The sequence below is a fragment of the Clostridium estertheticum genome (assembly GCF_011065935.2).
Taxonomy (GTDB): domain Bacteria; phylum Bacillota; class Clostridia; order Clostridiales; family Clostridiaceae; genus Clostridium_AD; species Clostridium_AD estertheticum_A.
On sequence record NZ_JAAMNH020000001.1, the window covers coordinates 3,862,300 to 3,878,941 of the forward strand.

Genomic DNA, 16,642 nt, shown 5'->3' on the forward strand with positions numbered 1-16,642 from the left:
TTCACCACCTGTTCTACTCAGCTTTATTTAGAGCCAATTCATTTAAAGTCTTTTTAACTTTTCTCCCACCCCTAGCACCGTACAATTTAGCAGAAAAGCAGGTTATTATACTTATAATATCTTTAGTCATATCTTCGTTAACAGGGTTATTTTCATTACTTTCAAGGAATTCTACAATTATTCCTAGGTTTTTTAGCATTATTATTAAATAATTTAAACCAAATCTAGTTAATCTATCTGGATATTCTACAATTATTTTATTTATCCCATCTAAGTTAGATAACATTTTAATTAATTTTGGTCTTTTATCATTTAATCCTGAGGCTATTTCACTATATGTCTCAATAACTTCATAATTTTTATTTGAGCAATATTCTTTTAATCTTTGAGTTTGTCTATCCAAATTACCGCTTTCAAATTGTTTTTTTGTAGAAACCCTTGAATATATATAAACTTTATTATCTATATTTACAGTGGTATTCGCAACTCTGCCGAGCGTTAAAGTTTCTATTTCATCTAGTAAGTACCTTCTATGACCTTTTGGTGTTTTATAACTTTTAAGTATCCCTTCTTTGTCCCACACTCTCATAGTTTTAGGTGTTACGCCTAAAAATTGAGCAGCTTTCGTTATACTTACATATTCATGCATATATGATCACCTCTACTATTAGGTTAACCAATAATAGTATTTATATGTATATAAATGTTATTAAATGTTCATATATATTATAACTGCTTATACCTCCTTGTTAAGTATTACACAAATATTCCTTACTTTACATAATCCTATTGTTCTGTCAGATTATCTAACAAGTTCGACACAAAATTTATTTAATTATACCATTATTCCCTTAAATTAGGTTAAAAGCAAATGTATGCTTTTTATCTTATTTGGGGTAATGGTATCATCTGTGTCATATATTGAAAAGTAAAAATGTAATCATAGATAAGTCAGCAATATTTTCTACTCTAACAATGCCTTCACTATTATAAAACTAAAGCATATATTGATAGTAATAATTAAAGGAGGTCTTTAATGCTTATTCATGTAGTAAATGCAAGAGAGACATTATGGCAGATTGCAAACAACTACCGTGTCTCAATGACAGCAATAATAAACGTCAATGAGCTACCAAATCCCAATCAGCTTGTAATAGGTCAAGCATTGCTCATCCCAAGCGAAGATGTATTTCATACTGTGAAACCTGGAGAGTCATTGTGGAAAATTGCACAAACATATGGAACAACTGTTCAAATAATTCTCCAAAATAATCAGTTTGTAAATCCTTCTAATATATTTCCAGGATTATTAATATATATACCCGCTTCCAGGCATCGTATTCAATCTGGAGAAACATTATGGGCAATAGCCCAAATATATGGGGTTTCATTACAAAATCTAATAAAGGTTAATAATATTATTGATACAAACCTTGTTTACCCAGGTACTATATTAGTTATTCCGCATAAACAAAGGCCTCCTATGAGCGTAAATGCATATATATATGACTTGGGTGAAGACGCCGTTCCGATTATTAAAAAAGACGGTGAACATTTAACATACCTAAGTCCATTCGCTTATTTAATTAAAGAAGATGGAAGTCTTCAGGCAATTAATGATATTCCAGCAATACAAGCTGCTAAAGCGGAAAGAGCTATACCAATGATGTCCATTACAAACTTTACTGCAACCAGCAAAGGAGAAAACCTTGCAAATATTATATTAAATAGTCCTACAATTGTAGAAAGTTTACTTGCTGATATCATTAAAACAATGAAAGAAAAAGGATATATGGGAATAAATATTGATTTTGAAAATGTAATTCCAGCTGACCGTGAAGCTTATAATAATTTTCTTAAACGTGCAGTAAACAGCTTACATTCAGAAGGTTTTTTTATCTCTACGGCATTAGCTCCAAAAGTAAGTGGATCGCAGACAGGAACACTGTATGAAGCACATGATTATGAGGCTCATGGTAGAATTTGTGATTTTGTTATCTTAATGACTTATGAATGGGGTTGGAGAAAAGGTCCACCTCAAGCCATTTCGCCTTTAAATCAAATTAAGCGGGTTCTTAATTATGCTATTACGGTCATTCCTAGTGGAAAAACCTATTTTGGGTTCCAAATATATGCAAGAGATTGGCTCCTACCTCATATTGAGGGACAGGAAGCTGAAACATTCAGTTGTCAGGAGGCCATTTTAAGAGCTGTAAGATATGGTGCTGTTATTCAGTATGATACAGTTGCACAATCACCATTTTATCGGTACACAGATGAACAACTAAGAGCACATGAAGTATGGTTTGAAGATGCACGCAGTGCTCAAGCAAAGTTTGACGTGGTTAAAAGCTATAATTTAAAAGGAATAAGTTATTGGGTTCTAGGGTATCCATTTCCTCAAAACTGGGCTTTGCTTGAGGATAACTTTACTATCAAAAAAGAGAATTCCATACAAAAATTCTAAAAATCTCATTCTATATGGCATAATTAATATAACACAAGAAAAAATTGCTCACGTTATATTAATGTGAGCAATTTTTTTGATATTTTGCCTCCAAAACTCATATCATATGCAAAGCCAAAAGACGCCTTTAAAGAAACTGGTTTAAAGCTTGTGATCCACCTAATATTAGTTACCATACTTTAATTTATGTGCTAGACTTGTTAAATTATCTAGTGGGCCCATAAATATTCTTTTAATTTCATATGGGTTATCTTGTTTTGAAGTAAGTCCTGCATCTGTAGTTATTCCTAAATTACACCCTGCTGCTTTTGCTGCTTTTATTGTATTATAGTTGTATGCACCATAGGGATATGCCAAATAAACAACTTTTCTGCCTAATAGTTTTTCTAGTACTTGCTTTGTCTTAGTTATTGTAGCTAATTGATTTGTGTATGATAAAGTTGCTAAGTTTTCGTGCTTATTGGTATGATTTTCTACCCTAAATCCGTTAGCATCCATTTCTATTAACTGTTTTGAAGTCATCGAACCTGGATTTGTATCTATATCCTTTGATATCATAAATACTGTAGCCTTTTGATTATTTGCCTTTATTATTGGATATGCTAGTGTGTAATTATTTACATATCCATCGTCAAATGTTATTAATACAGGTTTCTTAGGTAAGGCTGTTCCCTTAGATAAGTTATCATAGAACTGATCTAAGGATATTGTATTATAACCATGTGTTTTTAGATAGTTCATCTGTGAGCTAAATGCTGATTGTAATATTACTAGACCATCTTGTTTAGCACTAATAGTTGTTAATTTATGATACATTAATACTGGTATTCTCTGAACTGTTGTTACTATTTTAATATAAGAACTTTCTACATATCCTGTTTTTCCGTTGTAACTTATTTTGTAAAAACCGTTTGAAGTTCCAAGAGTGTTTACCTTTGAATCCTTTGGTAATGGACCTATAATGGAGGAGCTGGATGAAGCAGTGCTTCTTACATTTATCGAAGATGACCTAATTAATACTCCTGTTGCTGCAAATACTATTTGACAGATTAAAGTTATTAATAATGCTACTATAAAAGCTATTTTCTTTTTCATAATTTATCTCCTTATAAACCTTTGACTTTTAATATGTCCTTTATAGCCTGTTTTGCCATTGTAAGTTATCTTGTAAAAATTATTTATCTTTCCGGTCATAATAATTTTGGTCCCACTTTTCATACTTCCCAATATAGAATAGTTTGTTCCTGCTCCACTTCTTACACTCAAGTCACTTCCTGTTGTTACCCCATACTGTGTTTCGTATACACTACCAAATACTTGCATATATTGACCCACACTACTTGTACTACTATTATAATTTACATTGTTGATACCTCCTACAGATATCAAGGTAATACCCATAATAGTAGTAGCTATAACTACTTTTGTTTTTAATGAACCTTGTTTAAATTGTGTTAAAATCTTAATATTTTTTAATCTAATTCCCCCTTGAAGCATAATATCATATACTATTGTTTATATCTTATCTAAAGTATAGGGGTGCTCAATGTAAAATAGGTTACAAAGAAGGTACAGTTTTTGCAGATATTTATCCTCTCTTTAATATACATCATTATTTTTTATCATTTATTCCTGTAACTCCAAATATAAATATTGCTAATTCAAAAATTGAGATAGATATAGTGACCTAATATCCTATTCACGTCAAAAGAAATTGACAGTAGCTACTGACTCAACTAGAAAAATATATACTACTCATGCGACGCATCGAATACAAACTGAATTTGTCTGTCAAAGGCTCCCTGGAGCCTATCTATCATTTTGTTAAAGGTATTGCCTAGTCTTTTAAGTTCATCATTATTGTTCTAACATCTTCTACTTGTTTATTTGCCTTAGTATACAAGTAATATTTTATTCCGTATAGAATTGAAGCATTTAAAATGAGTAATAGTAATGAAAACATCACAGCATAAACTATAGTTAGTTTATGCTGTGATGTTTGCACTCTTAATAATTTTAAAATTCATAATCAATCACCTTTAACAACATATCCAACACCTCTTACAGTAGTTATAAGTTTATCTTCAAATCCCTCATCAATTTTACTCCGTAAATACCTTATAAACACATATACTACATCGGTATCCCCCATGTAGTCATAACCCCATACCTCTTCTATTAATTGCGCCCTTGTAAGCCACATCAACTTTATATCCTTCATGATTTAATTACATTTCAACAAACATTGACATTAGCTTTTCATCTTCCACTAAAAGAATTTTAAAATCCTTCGAATTACCACCTTCTTTATAGAAAAATAGTGAGCTAGTAGCCCACTATATAATACTAATATACACTATTTTCATTCTCCGCAATCTGGGTCTGATCCATTTTTGTGATAATAAGGAAAATAACAATACTCAAAATTGTTATTAGGAAGATTGCACTGGTTCCTACCGTTCCTAAAGCAAGACCACCATCAGCACGGGGCTGTGATAAGAAGTCTCCAAGAGATGCACCAAGAGGACGTGTCAAGATGTATGCGATCCAAAAGGCGACTACTGCATTCAGCTTGAAGCGGTAGTGGGCAAATGCCACTACACCGATCAGTGCAGCAAACATGAACGCTGACTTCCAGTATCCAAATTTGAGACCTTCTGCTATGAGGTCACCAGCAGCAGTACCCAAAGCAAATGTGAACAAAATGGCAGACCAGTAGAACACTTCGCGCTTAGTCGTATAGATGCTATGAACGGATAGTGTCCTCTCCTTCGCATACCAAGCCGCAAAGGTCATCAGCAGTGCAATGAAAAAGATAATAGTGGTCGTTTCCAGAGGAACTCCGAAGTTGTCCACGAGGTTATCAGTGACCAGTGTACCGACTATACTTATCAGTACTACAGCGAGCCAGTAAATGCCCGTCACATACTTCCTCGACTTGAATTGAAAGAACAATGTAATAATCAAGATACCGATCATTATAAATGTCGTAATTGTCAAGCCCAAGTTCAAGTTTGTGTTCAGAAAATCTGCGGCGGTTTCCCCAACAGTTGTCGCCAGAACCTTAATGATCCAGAAGAAAATTGTGATTTCCGGAACCTTGTTGAGCATCTGTCTGCTTTTTGATTGAACGGATACGACTTCATCAGAAATAGTTGAATTTTTTCTATTATTATCTTTTTCCACTAAATAAACACTCCTTAGTTTTCATCATTTTGGTATTTATAACAAATGCGTAAACTTTTAAAAATAGTGAGCTATAGCATATAATTTTTATATGTCATTGTAGGATTTTACGTCTTAATCGGAATCTTATACCTACCTTTCCTCTTTTCATTATTTACATAGTACCTATCTTAAATTAAAAAAAATTAAAAATTAGATTAAAATTAGATTAGATATTACAAAATTATCTAGGAACTACATAGGTACCAGTTTATTTATATCTCTTCTTTTTTAACCCCCAAAAAAGCTTGAGCTGTACTAGAAGAAAATCACCTACGCCTTTCGGATTTTGTGCCTTTATTATTGAATATGCAATTTTGGGTGTAAACAATTTAGGATAATATACTATATACCGGTTTTCCCAAACTGTAGGCCCGTATTTTTTCTTATAATGGTATAAACCTTTAAATCCATAAAAACTATTAAGTTTTTTATATACAAATTCGAATAATTTACCAGCCACACCGCCCTCCTCAGCAGCATTTACCAGTGGTGCCAAACCTAATGTACCCCACTTTACTCCTTCTAATTTCATCTTATCAAAAGCCTCAATTGTAATTTTTTCCATAACTCCAATAGGAGCATTGTTCCTTCGCCTTGTAACATCTGCTAGATAACCATTCCCACCAATAAAAGGTGAGAATACAATAAAACCAAGCATCTCTTTTTCATTGTCATAGGCTGCAAAATATCTTCTGTCCATAGGATTATCCAGAGAGATTGTTCCTAACATAAAAGACAATTCACTGCTATTTTTGTTTTTAAGCCATTCATCTGAAACATCATTAATTTGCTGTTCAATTAATTTTTCCCTTTTCTCCAAGGGTTTATATTCTGATATCGTAACTCCTAAAGCAGAAGCATGATTTATCGCGTTTCTTATTTTAGCTGCTTTACCTCCTGCAAGGTTATATGTTTCAAGGTCAAACATAGCTTCCTCGCCACATTTTGTTTTGCCAAAACCAAGAAAAGTATATAACGGAATATGTTTTTCAAGTGTATGACAAAAACATATATCAAAATCATTTTGTTTGCAATGGGTTATAAATTCCGTTATAAGCAAAGGCATATCTTTGTCAGAGCATATTGGATCTCCAGCGCATACTGCAACTCCTGCAGCTGCAGTATATACTATTACCCCTTCAACGTTATAACTAAAAAAATATTTTTTGTCATCTTCAATAGCATTATATGAAAGAGAATTTTCACCGTATTTGTGAAGCAGTTTTCTTACCTTCTCTTTGTCAAATGCAGTGACAAAAGGCTGATCAAGAAATATACTATTCCTGAGACTTATTGGGTCAGACGCTCTTTTGAAATTTTTATAATTAAAAGCCAGAATTATAATAACAATAAATTCAACAATAATAGCAGGTTTAAATACGCTGTGAAAGTTGAGTACATGCATTAGCATTGAAACAGACAGCATACTTATCGAAATTAACCATGCCATTCTCATCCTTTTGTATAATCTGCAGCTTGTAAAAATCAATACAAATCCTGTAATAACAGAAATTGTTCTATGCAGTGCTAATATTTCGGGGCTAAAAAAGTAAAAGTATTTACTTATATACGAAACAACATGAATTCTATAATAATATTCATACAATATATTCTCAATTCCTAACATTACAGTGAGGAATACAGCAGTATTGATAATTATATTCCTAATAGCTTCGGTAATTACTCTTTTCAAAAAAACACATCCTTAAATAGTATATGATTGTATATGTAAACCCGTTTAAGGTGTCACTCTGGTTCTGACATTGTCTGCTGTTCAGAACCATTCATCTAAATTTATAACTTTATTAGGCTAGAGAGCCATGGGTAAGTGAGCTTGCTACTGCGATTGTGACGCGGCATGTTCACCTTCCTTAACATCCTTGCGGGTGACCGCCATGTAGCCGACAAGGCCTATGATTATAACCGTTAAGCCTAGGCTGACCAATCCAGTTCCCAGTCCAAGACCTCCGCGATTATGAGACACCCCCATCCAGTCCGCAAACGAGGCGCCAAGAGGACGCGTAACTATGTAGGCGAACCAGTAGGCGAAAATCTCGTTCAGACCAAACAGCCAGTAGGCCAAAGCCGGGATAGCAATCAAAAGGGCAAACAGTACACCCGCGAAGAAATAATAGATGTTATTTTAATGTTATTATGTTCTAAACTATATATTGGGAATCTTTCATCTCCGGTCTCCTTTCATTATTAGGATTTTCTATAAATTTCCCCTTATTACACACTATATATTTGTAACATTAAAAACAGATTAAAAAAGCCTTAGATTTAGTTTAAGAACTATTATAGATGTAAAAAAAACATCCTTTAGGATGCCAATATGCATTACTCCATTTATGCAGTTAATTAAAATATCCATGTTTTTCTCCTTTCGTTATCGGAACTTCTGTAAAATTTCCATATTTCATATTATATATTAGTAAAATTAACATATTATTTCTCTATTGGTACTGCATAAAATAAGCATACTAAACTTCCTATAACAATTAATAAACCTAAAATTGCGGGTAACGCCATAATTTCCACCCCTTTTTCTATTAATTTTTTATATCTATTATTACCATATTTTAAAATGGAATACAGATTTATGGAAATGTTATAAACCATTTCTTTAGAAAAAAAGGTCAAGTAATAACAAAGGAACAAATACTTGATAAGGTTTGGGCTCTTAAATGCATGTACCCTTCCATTTTAACTTTATTTTTGCTTTTGTAAGTTCATTTATTAGGAGTAGTACTGATATCCCAACAAGGATGCTAATACCGAAAATGGGTATAGGGATATATATAGCTATACTCTTATAAACCTAGATGGTTGCATTTAAGGGACGATATTTTTCTTAGCGTGCGAAATATCATTTTTGCGTATGCTACCAGAGCTCTCCGAGGGGAATGTAAGGGCGTTGACCTCAGAGAGCTCACACATAAACTTTATCCTGTAAAGTTTATGTAATATATAAAATTGGAATTATTGCTTCAGTTTATTATTTTTTGTGATACTTACTTAAGTTTTAAAATATTAAGAAATTTTTTAAGACAAATCTAAGAGTTTTTTAATGTAATTTTAATCTTAAATATCTATAATATAAAATATAATGAGGGTTTATTATTTGAATACTATAAACTTATCTTGTCTAATTATGTGTTTATATTTTATTTATCTGCTGTAATTAGTGATACTGTTAATTATCAAATAGAATGGAAATTTTAATATGCAGTAGAATAACAATTTATATGTTTAGTAGAGTAAGTCAAGATAACTTTATCAAGGCTATATCTATATGTTCATTATCCAACAGATGTTATAGCAGGAGCTATAATTGGAATATTATGCTAGAAATTAATCTTTATAATTTTATAGGAAGACCATGAGGCAAAGGTTGTTATTTTTTATTAAAATATATTATAGAAGGGATAGTTAAAAATGAATACGGAACTTTTCAGGTTAATAAATAATTTAGCAAATAAAAACATAATTTTAGATAAGACAATGATTTTCTTTTCCCAATATGTACCTTATATATTTATGGCAGTTATTGTAATAGTGTTTATTTTAGGAATTAAACAAAAAAAATATGAATATAGAAAAATTGCTTTTAGTACTGTTATTATAACAGTTATAAATTTAATGCTAAATTTAATCATTAGAAGTATATTTTATGTAGACAGACCTTTTGTTCATAATAAGGTGAATTTATTATTGCCTCACGATACAGCTTCATCCTTTCCAAGTAACCATGCTACTGGAACAATGAGTATAGCTTTAGGTTTAGGAAAATACAATAGGATACTTGGAATAATAATGACAATACTGTCAATGATTGTAAGCTTTTCAAGAGTGTATGTCGGACACCACTATCCCATGGATGTTATAGGATCATATATAATTGTTTTTGCAACAAGTTACATTTATAACTTGAAATTAAGAAGTAAAGTCGAGAATCTATATGAAATAGCTGAAAAGAAAATAGCAACAACATTAGGGGTTAAATCATTATACAACGAAGATTAATATTATTAAGATAACATGATCAAAATTTTAAGCTCATGTTATTTAAATTTATGGATAAAAAACTTTTAAATTTTAATATCTAACTCATAAGCATACACTCCTTTTTATGTTATTATTTGTTGTTTTATATTCGCAACAAGTATAACACTTAAAGTTAACTTTAAGTCAAGAGGTTATTTTTATAAGCAAAATTAACATATTATAAATTATCCTCATATAAACAGTTATCAACCGTAGATTACACTCTTCAATCTATCGTTTACTTTGTGATTGAGGCATAACTATTACTGTCACAAATTCTGATACCCGTTTACCTTTTTCATCCATCACTTTACTCAAATTATCTATTCGTTCCATCGAAGCATCTATTCTGGCAATCATTCCATTTTGTAAGCTTTGCATCTTAAGCCAATGCTTTTTTAATACCTCGCCAAAATTCGCTACCTCCATATTTTGATATATTGTACTTGATTTAAAATCATTTCTTACTATTGTCTAAATTCTACCACTTGGAGTAAACTCCAAGTGATAGCTTTTTAAAATTTTTCTACTCCAAGTCAAGCACTTTTTAATAGGAGAACTATTAAATATAAATAAAACTAAACCACTAAAAACGTTGGCAGACGAATACTTTTACGCCAATTTAAAAACTATTTTGTAAATTAATAAGAAAACTGTTTAATAATACCTTGTGCCATCATATCAGCCATTTCTAGAGCTTGACTTTCAATTTTGTCGTAAACTTTGATACCAGCTGCATAATCTTTGGTAAGCATGGCAATTGCTTCTGCTTTAACAAGTGCTAAATGTTCATGTAGCATTGCTTTCCAACTTTCTCTTGACCAATAAGGATTAATATTGCTTAGGAAATCAGCTATTTCATCAGCATTTTCGTACCATTTTTTTTCTGCTTCTGTGGCTGATTTGTTATCTCCTGCTTTAGCTGCCTTAACAAGCTGTGCTGCTATAACAAGATGGCTTTTTAATAAATCACTGAATTTTAAAGCATTTTTGTCTCCATAAAAAATCTTCAATGCATTAGCAAAATCTACTGGATTTTGTAGTAGCCGATTAACAACGAGGTCTTCATCTGGTAAACCAAAAACCATGCTCATTATGGCCATTCTTGTCCAGACTCCGTGCTGTTCCCAAAGCTTACGTATGTTATTCATTAAATCAACTTCTGCTTTAGTAATTTTCATTGGAATAGGGTAAAACCCTTTACGAAAATATTCATAGGGATATAAATACAAATTTATCACCACTCCTGAAATCATTATACTTTATTTTATGGTTATATAAGCAATATTGTTCTTGTCAAATTGGAAATCGCATCAAATTATTTGATATGTTTTTTGATACAAATAAAATACAACGAAGTATTGGTGGCGGTTGGAGCAAGCTTTATCGAAAGAGCTGCGTAGACTTAGGATTTTTCTTGATTATTAATATAGAATGATTAAATTAAAGACAATTTAAATTAAACTAGAATCAATACACGCCGTCGGGTACCAAAAAAAGAACTAGCTTTGGCATTAGAAGCTCTTAGTTTCCCAGGGTTTGAGGGACGAAAACAATGGGAAGCTTAGAGATTCTTATGCTGAAGCTTGTTCTCTTTTTGGGTGACGGTGTACGTGCCCAGACCTTGTCCTTCCAAATTCTCTATACTACAAACAACAATAATATATTTAAAGTAAAATAATTATTATAATAATATTTCATTAAAATTATTATATTGCAACCATACTGAGAATTCTTTGTTAAAAGCTAAATCTCCTCAAAAGAGGAGTTTTAGAAATTATCAACTATTTTAGTTTTTGAACTTCGGAAAGTGTGTTATCTAATGAATCTATTGCTGAAGTTAAAGCTTTTGTGTCCAGTGGCTTAATCTTTATTGCTGCATTTATTATCCCAAGAGGAGTCTCTACTTTCTCGTAAAGATCTTTATTCTTATCCTTTACACTATCCTCAATTGGCTTCCAATTTTCTTCTAACTTAGAGCTTTCTTTGATTGCTCCGTCTTCATTTTTGGCAACAAGCATTTCTTTCATATTCTTTAATGCATTACGCATATTTTTAGCTCCGTCTTCAATTGTAATATCTTTCTTACTTTCAGTTGACTGAGATTGATCAATCTTTAGTACCTGCTCAAGCTGCTCTTTTAGTTCAGCTATATTTTTACCAAGTGCTTTAGTATCAAGGGGTTTAATTTTAATTCCTGCATTTACCGCATCTAATGGCTCTTCAACCTTGCTGTATACCTCTTTGTTTTTATCTTTTACGGCATCCTCAATCGGCTTCCAATTTTCTTCCAATTTTGAACCTTCTGTGATTACTGCCGCCTCATCTTTAGCTTCTAGCTTTTCTTTCATTTTATTTAAAGCATCTATCATATTTTGCGTTCCTTCACTTATGGTAAGAGTTTTTTGTGACTCTTCAACCTTAGGCTGCACCTTAACTTGTGTATTTTGTTGTTCAGCTTTATTAGAAGCACACCCCGTAAGTGTAAGTACTGTTACTAATGCTGTTACTGCTACGAAACTTTTTAATTTTATCATTATTTTCCTCCTTTTAGTCGGAACCCGGGGTAATTAACCCATTCGTTCCACTCATCAATTACCCGTTAAAGTCCATTTAGGACTTTAACCCCCTAATTTTGTTTGAATTAATATTATTTTTAACTATCATAACTATAGCTCCCACTACTAAGACTATTTGTGGCACAACACTTTGCCAAGATGGATAAACAGCAAGCCATGATATAGTAGGTAAATTGTCACTTGAAGTTGCAGAAAGAACCCCTGCATTCTGTAAACCGTTAATTCCCATACCTGTAAACTTTAATCCTAGGTAAAAAACAAGGAGACTTGAAATTAGGAAAAAAGGTCTCATTGGAATACGTAGCCCTAACTTTAGCATTAGGAAGGCTACTATAACTAATATTGCAACACCTATGGCTATTCCTGATAATAATACAGGCAAGCCAACTGAAGATGCCATTCCTATATAAAACAGTACAGTTTCTGTACCTTCTCTAAACACTGCTAAAAAAGCTAGAAATCCTAATGAAAACAAACTTCCTTTAGCCAATGCCTTTGAACTTTTATTATGTATATAGTTTTGCCACTCATTTGCGCTTGATTTACTATGAAGCCAATAACTTACATAGATGAGCATCACAGCTGCAAAAACACCAGTCCATCCGGAAATTAAGAAGTTGTTATTTCCAAATGTTCCTGAACTAAACAATAGCTTAACTAAAATGGCTACGATAAAGCTTACAGCTAGCCCTATACCTACACCACCAAAAATCCATCCTTTCTTATCCTCATTTCCAGATTTTTTTAAAAATCCAAGAAGCGCCACAACCACTAGCAGTGCTTCTAAGCCTTCACGTAGAATTATTGTCATAACATCTACAATACTGTAAGTATTGTCACCTGCAACTTGAGACATATAACCAATCATTCTCTCTATAACCTTCAAAGCTTTCTCTGGTTGTTTTGGCTCCACTGACAAGTAAGCTTTTGAAGCAACCATATCTTTTTCAGCATCATTATATATTTTTTGAGATTGTGTTAAAATAACGCCTTCCACCTCTATCCACTTAGAACTAAAATCTTTCATGGATTTTAAGGCAGCATTATTATCTCCCTTTTTAATTTGATTCTTTGCATTCTCTAAAATTATAACTAAATCTTTAACTTGAACATTATTGTTACTTTTCTCGGTAGTTGAAACATTATATTTACCCTGAATAAAACTTTTGTTAGATTGCATTAGTTCTTTTAGTGCATCCAGTAATTTATCCTTTTGAACTGGTTCTTGAGAAAAAAGAAACTGTACCATACCCATTTTTTCTTCAATGTCACTATATGCTTGCTTTGATTGTGTTTTAATTGTATCTTCATAATTTACCCAAGCCTTAGTATATGTAGCGTAAGTTTCTTTTGCGGCATCTACCTCTCCAGATTTAACAAGGTTAAATGCTTTACTTAATACCGTATTTGCATCTGTTAAAGCAGTATTTGCATCTGAAGCCAGTACTGGCGTTGTTAGTATCAACATAGAAAGTACTGAAAACAATAACAAGTAAGTGATTTTTTTTAACATAATATGTAAGCTCCTTACAATTTTATTTATAGCATTTCATTATTATCCGTATAATTGCGTACTCCTTTTATATTATAGTTATATATACATGATAATAATTTTTAATAGCTATTGATATTCATTTTCATTGCCGTATTTATATTACGATACCCAACTAAAGTTGTCAAGTATTTACTAGAACAATAATATCCTAAATTTCTTTAGAAGCTTAATAATTATTCCATTTACCAAGATCTCATATTGCCCTATGGTAGATACCCTTTTGTGGGCCTGTGATTGTGCTACCAACCACTCCAATGGTTTTGATTACCACATTGTGACGAATGCTATGCTCACAATAAAAAATATACCAAAGCAAAAGCTTTGGTATATTTTTTTATTTATTTTCTATCGTATTATAAAAAGAGTACACCCATCTTCTATAAGTGGGTGGTGAATTTTCATTTGGCGTTAGCCAACCTTGTAGTAACCTCTTTTATTATTTTTTATAAATAAAGTAAATTGTTATATTTTTCTGGATATAGTAAATAATATTATTATGAATATTCAAGAGCGGAGGATTCATAATGACTAAAAAAATTACTAAATCAGCCTTATTTGGTGTTCAAAAACAACAACTTAAGCATTTAAATTCTAGCAATTATGAAGCTCTTAGAGGATTATGTTTTTTATCTAAAAACATGTATAACGTAGCTTTATATAATATTAGACAATATTATTTTACTGAAAAGAAGTTTCTTGGATACAACAGCAATTATCACCTATGTAAATATAATGAGAATTACACAATGCTTAATAGTAATTCAGCACAGCAAATGCTGAAAGTTGCTGATAGAAACTTCAAGTCATTTTTTGCTTTAATAAAAATGGCTAAAAAAGGAGAATATCAATATAGTGATATTAAATTACCTGGGTACTTACCTAAAGATGGATTTTTTAATCTTATCTTTAATGAATTTAATTCTTCTAAAGATAAATTTTCAGTACCAATGTCAACTACTTTCAAAAGGCTTTATGGTAAGGTTGAGATTAACATACCTTCAAATTTAAAAGGTAAGGCAATTAAAGAAGTTAGGATATTACCTAAAAATGATGCAAGGTTCTTTGAAATTCAATGGGTATATGAAATTGATGAGTTCAAAGGAAATTTAAATAAAAACAACACACTTGCTATTGATTTAGGAATAGATAATTTATGTGCTTGTACTATTAATGATGGTAAAGCATTTATAATTGACGGAAAAAAACTTAAATCCATTAATCAATGGGCTAATAAGGAAAATAGTAGACTCCAATCAATTAAAGATAAGCAAAAGATTAAAACGACCACTAAAGCTCAGAAGAAACTATGGAATAAAAGGAGTAATAGAGTTAATGATTATCTCAATAAGACCGTTAGGGTAATTATTGATTATTGTTTAAATAACGATATAGGTAGTATTGTAGTTGGTTATAACCCAACTATTCAAAGAAAAGTAAATTTGGGTAAAGTCAATAATCAAAACTTTGTTAATATTCCAATTGGTAATATAAGAGAAAGGCTGACTTATCAGAGCCAAAGATATAATATTAATTTAATAGAACAAGAAGAAAGCTATACTTCAAAAGCTGATTTTTTAGCAAATGATAGTATGCCTATTTATAGTGCTTTGAATAAGAAAAGATACTTATTTAGTGGTAAAAGAATATCAAGAGGACAATACAAATCATCTAAAGACTTGATATTAAATGCTGATATAAATGGCTCACTTAATATAATGAGAAAATCTAACATAAAACAAATTAACTTAAATCATAAAGAGTATTTAAACCCCATAAGGACAAGAATAGCTTAAATGTAGGCTGGGAATAGAAATATTTACAGTATAGGGCGTACTTGGACACGCCAAAAAGAATAAGGCTGCCTAATTTATTAGGTCCAAAGTTAAAGCAAACTTCTTTATAAAAAAGAATCCCCTTCCTCTACAGGTGGGGGAGGGTTCAAATATACTGTGTCCTTCAACAACAAATAAATCTGAACCAACTGTTAATATTAAGAAGAGTAATTTATATAAACATTTAATTTTTTCTATTATCTAAATCTACTTCTTTAGTTAATGCTATATCACATACTTGACCAAAATAAGCAAATTTTACTCCAAATAAATAAATAAATAAGTACTCCTAGCACTGCAAAATATAGAACTAAATATAATGGATTTAATATATAAGCAGGTACAGCACCATGCAATGTTATTGTTCCAAAGAACATAAATACGATTCCTGCTATCCATTTAATATAGGCCTCTGGTATATGTTTGCACATCCATGCTCCACCTAAAATTCCAATGCTATCTGCAACGAGCATTCCTACCGTAGTCCCCATCAAAATAAATAGAGGCCTATGATTTTCAGCTGCAATGGTTATAGTCATAAGTTGAGTCTTATCTCCCATTTCTGCTAAAAAGAATGCAATGGCCACTGTAACAATAGGCCCAAACCTTACTTTTTTATTGCCTTCTCCATTTAATTTGTCTCCACGAATAGTCCATAGTCCAAAAATCAAAAATGACACTGCTGCTACAATTTTTACAACATTCATTGGTATTACAGAACTTAAATAGCTTCCAGCAGCAACTGCTAATGAATGATTTAAAATTGTAGCTACTAAAACCCCGATAAGAACTTGTTTTGCTTTGTACTTGCTTGCCATAGCCATAGCAAGCAGCTGGGTTTTGTCCCCCATTTCCGCAACTACTACAAGTAATAAAGATTTAATAAATACTGTCATTATTCATCCTCCCAATTAAATAAATAATTTGAATAAAA

The 16,642-nt window shown here is 31.6% G+C and carries 14 protein-coding genes and 2 pseudogenes; 4 read left to right on the plus strand and 12 right to left on the minus strand.

The genetic code is table 11. From position 1 onward, the window contains the following. Nucleotides 1–13 precede the first annotated feature (13 nt). The gene (locus tag G9F72_RS18415) at nucleotides 14–649 is read right to left on the minus strand and encodes an IS607 family transposase (protein WP_164960093.1); all 636 of its coding nucleotides are present in this window, start codon (nucleotides 647–649) and stop codon (nucleotides 14–16) included. A gap of 387 nt (nucleotides 650–1,036) precedes the next feature. On the opposite strand from G9F72_RS18415, the gene G9F72_RS18420 reads away from it, so the two are divergent. Further along, on the plus strand, nucleotides 1,037–2,467 hold the full coding sequence (locus G9F72_RS18420; RefSeq protein WP_164960094.1) for a LysM peptidoglycan-binding domain-containing protein: 1,431 nt from the start codon (nucleotides 1,037–1,039) through the stop codon (nucleotides 2,465–2,467). Between the two features lie 165 nt (nucleotides 2,468–2,632). Here the strand turns inward: G9F72_RS18420 and G9F72_RS18425 are convergent, their stop codons facing one another. From G9F72_RS18425 to G9F72_RS18450, 6 genes and pseudogenes are all read right to left on the minus strand, one after another. Continuing rightward, nucleotides 2,633–3,562: a polysaccharide deacetylase family protein gene (locus G9F72_RS18425; protein ID WP_164960095.1), complete on the minus strand. Its 930-nt coding sequence runs from the start codon at nucleotides 3,560–3,562 to the stop codon at nucleotides 2,633–2,635. A gap of 3 nt (nucleotides 3,563–3,565) precedes the next feature. After that, on the minus strand, nucleotides 3,566–3,964 hold the full coding sequence (locus G9F72_RS18430) for an SH3 domain-containing protein (RefSeq protein ID WP_164960096.1): 399 nt from the start codon (nucleotides 3,962–3,964) through the stop codon (nucleotides 3,566–3,568). Nucleotides 3,965–4,496: 532 nt separating this feature from the next. Then, nucleotides 4,497–4,664: pseudogene (locus G9F72_RS18435) on the minus strand (winged helix-turn-helix domain-containing protein); the annotation flags it as partial. Between the two features lie 149 nt (nucleotides 4,665–4,813). Continuing rightward, nucleotides 4,814–5,653 (minus strand): hypothetical protein, encoded by an 840-nt coding sequence (locus G9F72_RS18440; RefSeq protein ID WP_224676167.1) that lies wholly within the window; start codon nucleotides 5,651–5,653, stop codon nucleotides 4,814–4,816. Nucleotides 5,654–5,903: 250 nt separating this feature from the next. Continuing rightward, nucleotides 5,904–7,388 carry a bifunctional lysylphosphatidylglycerol flippase/synthetase MprF gene (locus G9F72_RS18445; protein WP_164960097.1) on the minus strand — a complete coding sequence of 495 codons (1,485 nt, stop codon included), beginning with the start codon at nucleotides 7,386–7,388 and terminating at the stop codon, nucleotides 5,904–5,906. A gap of 144 nt (nucleotides 7,389–7,532) precedes the next feature. Beyond that, nucleotides 7,533–7,796 carry a hypothetical protein gene (locus G9F72_RS18450; RefSeq protein ID WP_318010957.1) on the minus strand — a complete coding sequence of 88 codons (264 nt, stop codon included), beginning with the start codon at nucleotides 7,794–7,796 and terminating at the stop codon, nucleotides 7,533–7,535. A gap of 1,169 nt (nucleotides 7,797–8,965) precedes the next feature. Here G9F72_RS18450 and G9F72_RS18455 point away from each other — a divergent pair. Together G9F72_RS18455 and G9F72_RS18460 are read left to right on the plus strand one after the other, a co-directional pair. Continuing rightward, a pseudogene (locus tag G9F72_RS18455) lies at nucleotides 8,966–9,046 on the plus strand (phosphatase PAP2 family protein); the annotation flags it as partial. A gap of 87 nt (nucleotides 9,047–9,133) precedes the next feature. Beyond that, complete coding sequence (locus tag G9F72_RS18460; RefSeq protein WP_164960098.1) at nucleotides 9,134–9,721, plus strand: undecaprenyl-diphosphatase; 588 nt, start codon at nucleotides 9,134–9,136, stop codon at nucleotides 9,719–9,721. A 252-nt stretch (nucleotides 9,722–9,973) separates the two neighbouring features. Here the strand turns inward: G9F72_RS18460 and G9F72_RS18465 are convergent, their stop codons facing one another. From G9F72_RS18465 to G9F72_RS18480, 4 genes are all read right to left on the minus strand, one after another. Beyond that, on the minus strand, nucleotides 9,974–10,171 hold the full coding sequence (locus G9F72_RS18465) for a hypothetical protein (protein WP_164960099.1): 198 nt from the start codon (nucleotides 10,169–10,171) through the stop codon (nucleotides 9,974–9,976). Between the two features lie 212 nt (nucleotides 10,172–10,383). After that, nucleotides 10,384–10,893: an acetylglutamate kinase gene (locus G9F72_RS18470; RefSeq protein ID WP_164960102.1), complete on the minus strand. Its 510-nt coding sequence runs from the start codon at nucleotides 10,891–10,893 to the stop codon at nucleotides 10,384–10,386. A 633-nt stretch (nucleotides 10,894–11,526) separates the two neighbouring features. Beyond that, a complete protein-coding gene (locus G9F72_RS18475; protein WP_187356123.1) occupies nucleotides 11,527–12,279 on the minus strand; it encodes a hypothetical protein in 753 nt (250 codons plus the stop codon). 76 nt (nucleotides 12,280–12,355) lie between these two features. Continuing rightward, on the minus strand, nucleotides 12,356–13,834 hold the full coding sequence (locus G9F72_RS18480) for an FTR1 family protein (RefSeq protein WP_164960100.1): 1,479 nt from the start codon (nucleotides 13,832–13,834) through the stop codon (nucleotides 12,356–12,358). Between the two features lie 566 nt (nucleotides 13,835–14,400). Here G9F72_RS18480 and G9F72_RS18485 point away from each other — a divergent pair. Further along, the gene (locus G9F72_RS18485; RefSeq protein ID WP_224676169.1) at nucleotides 14,401–15,669 is read left to right on the plus strand and encodes an RNA-guided endonuclease InsQ/TnpB family protein; all 1,269 of its coding nucleotides are present in this window, start codon (nucleotides 14,401–14,403) and stop codon (nucleotides 15,667–15,669) included. Between the two features lie 269 nt (nucleotides 15,670–15,938). Here the strand turns inward: G9F72_RS18485 and G9F72_RS18490 are convergent, their stop codons facing one another. Next, nucleotides 15,939–16,604, minus strand: coding sequence for a TMEM165/GDT1 family protein (locus G9F72_RS18490; RefSeq protein ID WP_224676170.1), 666 nt, complete (start codon nucleotides 16,602–16,604; stop codon nucleotides 15,939–15,941). Nucleotides 16,605–16,642 lie beyond the last annotated feature (38 nt).

Excerpts from the sequence above, each read along its gene's own strand:
- G9F72_RS18415 (WP_164960093.1), bottom strand. The coding sequence starts at position 649 with ATGCATGAATATGTAAGTATAACGAAAGCTGCTCAATTTTTAGGCGTA.
- G9F72_RS18420 (WP_164960094.1), top strand. The coding sequence starts at position 1,037 with ATGCTTATTCATGTAGTAAATGCAAGAGAGACATTATGGCAGATTGCA.
- G9F72_RS18425 (WP_164960095.1), bottom strand. The coding sequence starts at position 3,562 with ATGAAAAAGAAAATAGCTTTTATAGTAGCATTATTAATAACTTTAATC.
- G9F72_RS18430 (WP_164960096.1), bottom strand. The coding sequence starts at position 3,964 with ATGCTTCAAGGGGGAATTAGATTAAAAAATATTAAGATTTTAACACAA.
- G9F72_RS18460 (WP_164960098.1), top strand. The coding sequence starts at position 9,134 with ATGAATACGGAACTTTTCAGGTTAATAAATAATTTAGCAAATAAAAAC.
- G9F72_RS18465 (WP_164960099.1), bottom strand. The coding sequence starts at position 10,171 with ATGGAGGTAGCGAATTTTGGCGAGGTATTAAAAAAGCATTGGCTTAAG.
- G9F72_RS18470 (WP_164960102.1), bottom strand. The coding sequence starts at position 10,893 with ATGAATAACATACGTAAGCTTTGGGAACAGCACGGAGTCTGGACAAGA.
- G9F72_RS18475 (WP_187356123.1), bottom strand. The coding sequence starts at position 12,279 with ATGATAAAATTAAAAAGTTTCGTAGCAGTAACAGCATTAGTAACAGTA.
- G9F72_RS18480 (WP_164960100.1), bottom strand. The coding sequence starts at position 13,834 with ATGTTAAAAAAAATCACTTACTTGTTATTGTTTTCAGTACTTTCTATG.
- G9F72_RS18485 (WP_224676169.1), top strand. The coding sequence starts at position 14,401 with ATGACTAAAAAAATTACTAAATCAGCCTTATTTGGTGTTCAAAAACAA.
- G9F72_RS18490 (WP_224676170.1), bottom strand. The coding sequence starts at position 16,604 with ATGACAGTATTTATTAAATCTTTATTACTTGTAGTAGTTGCGGAAATG.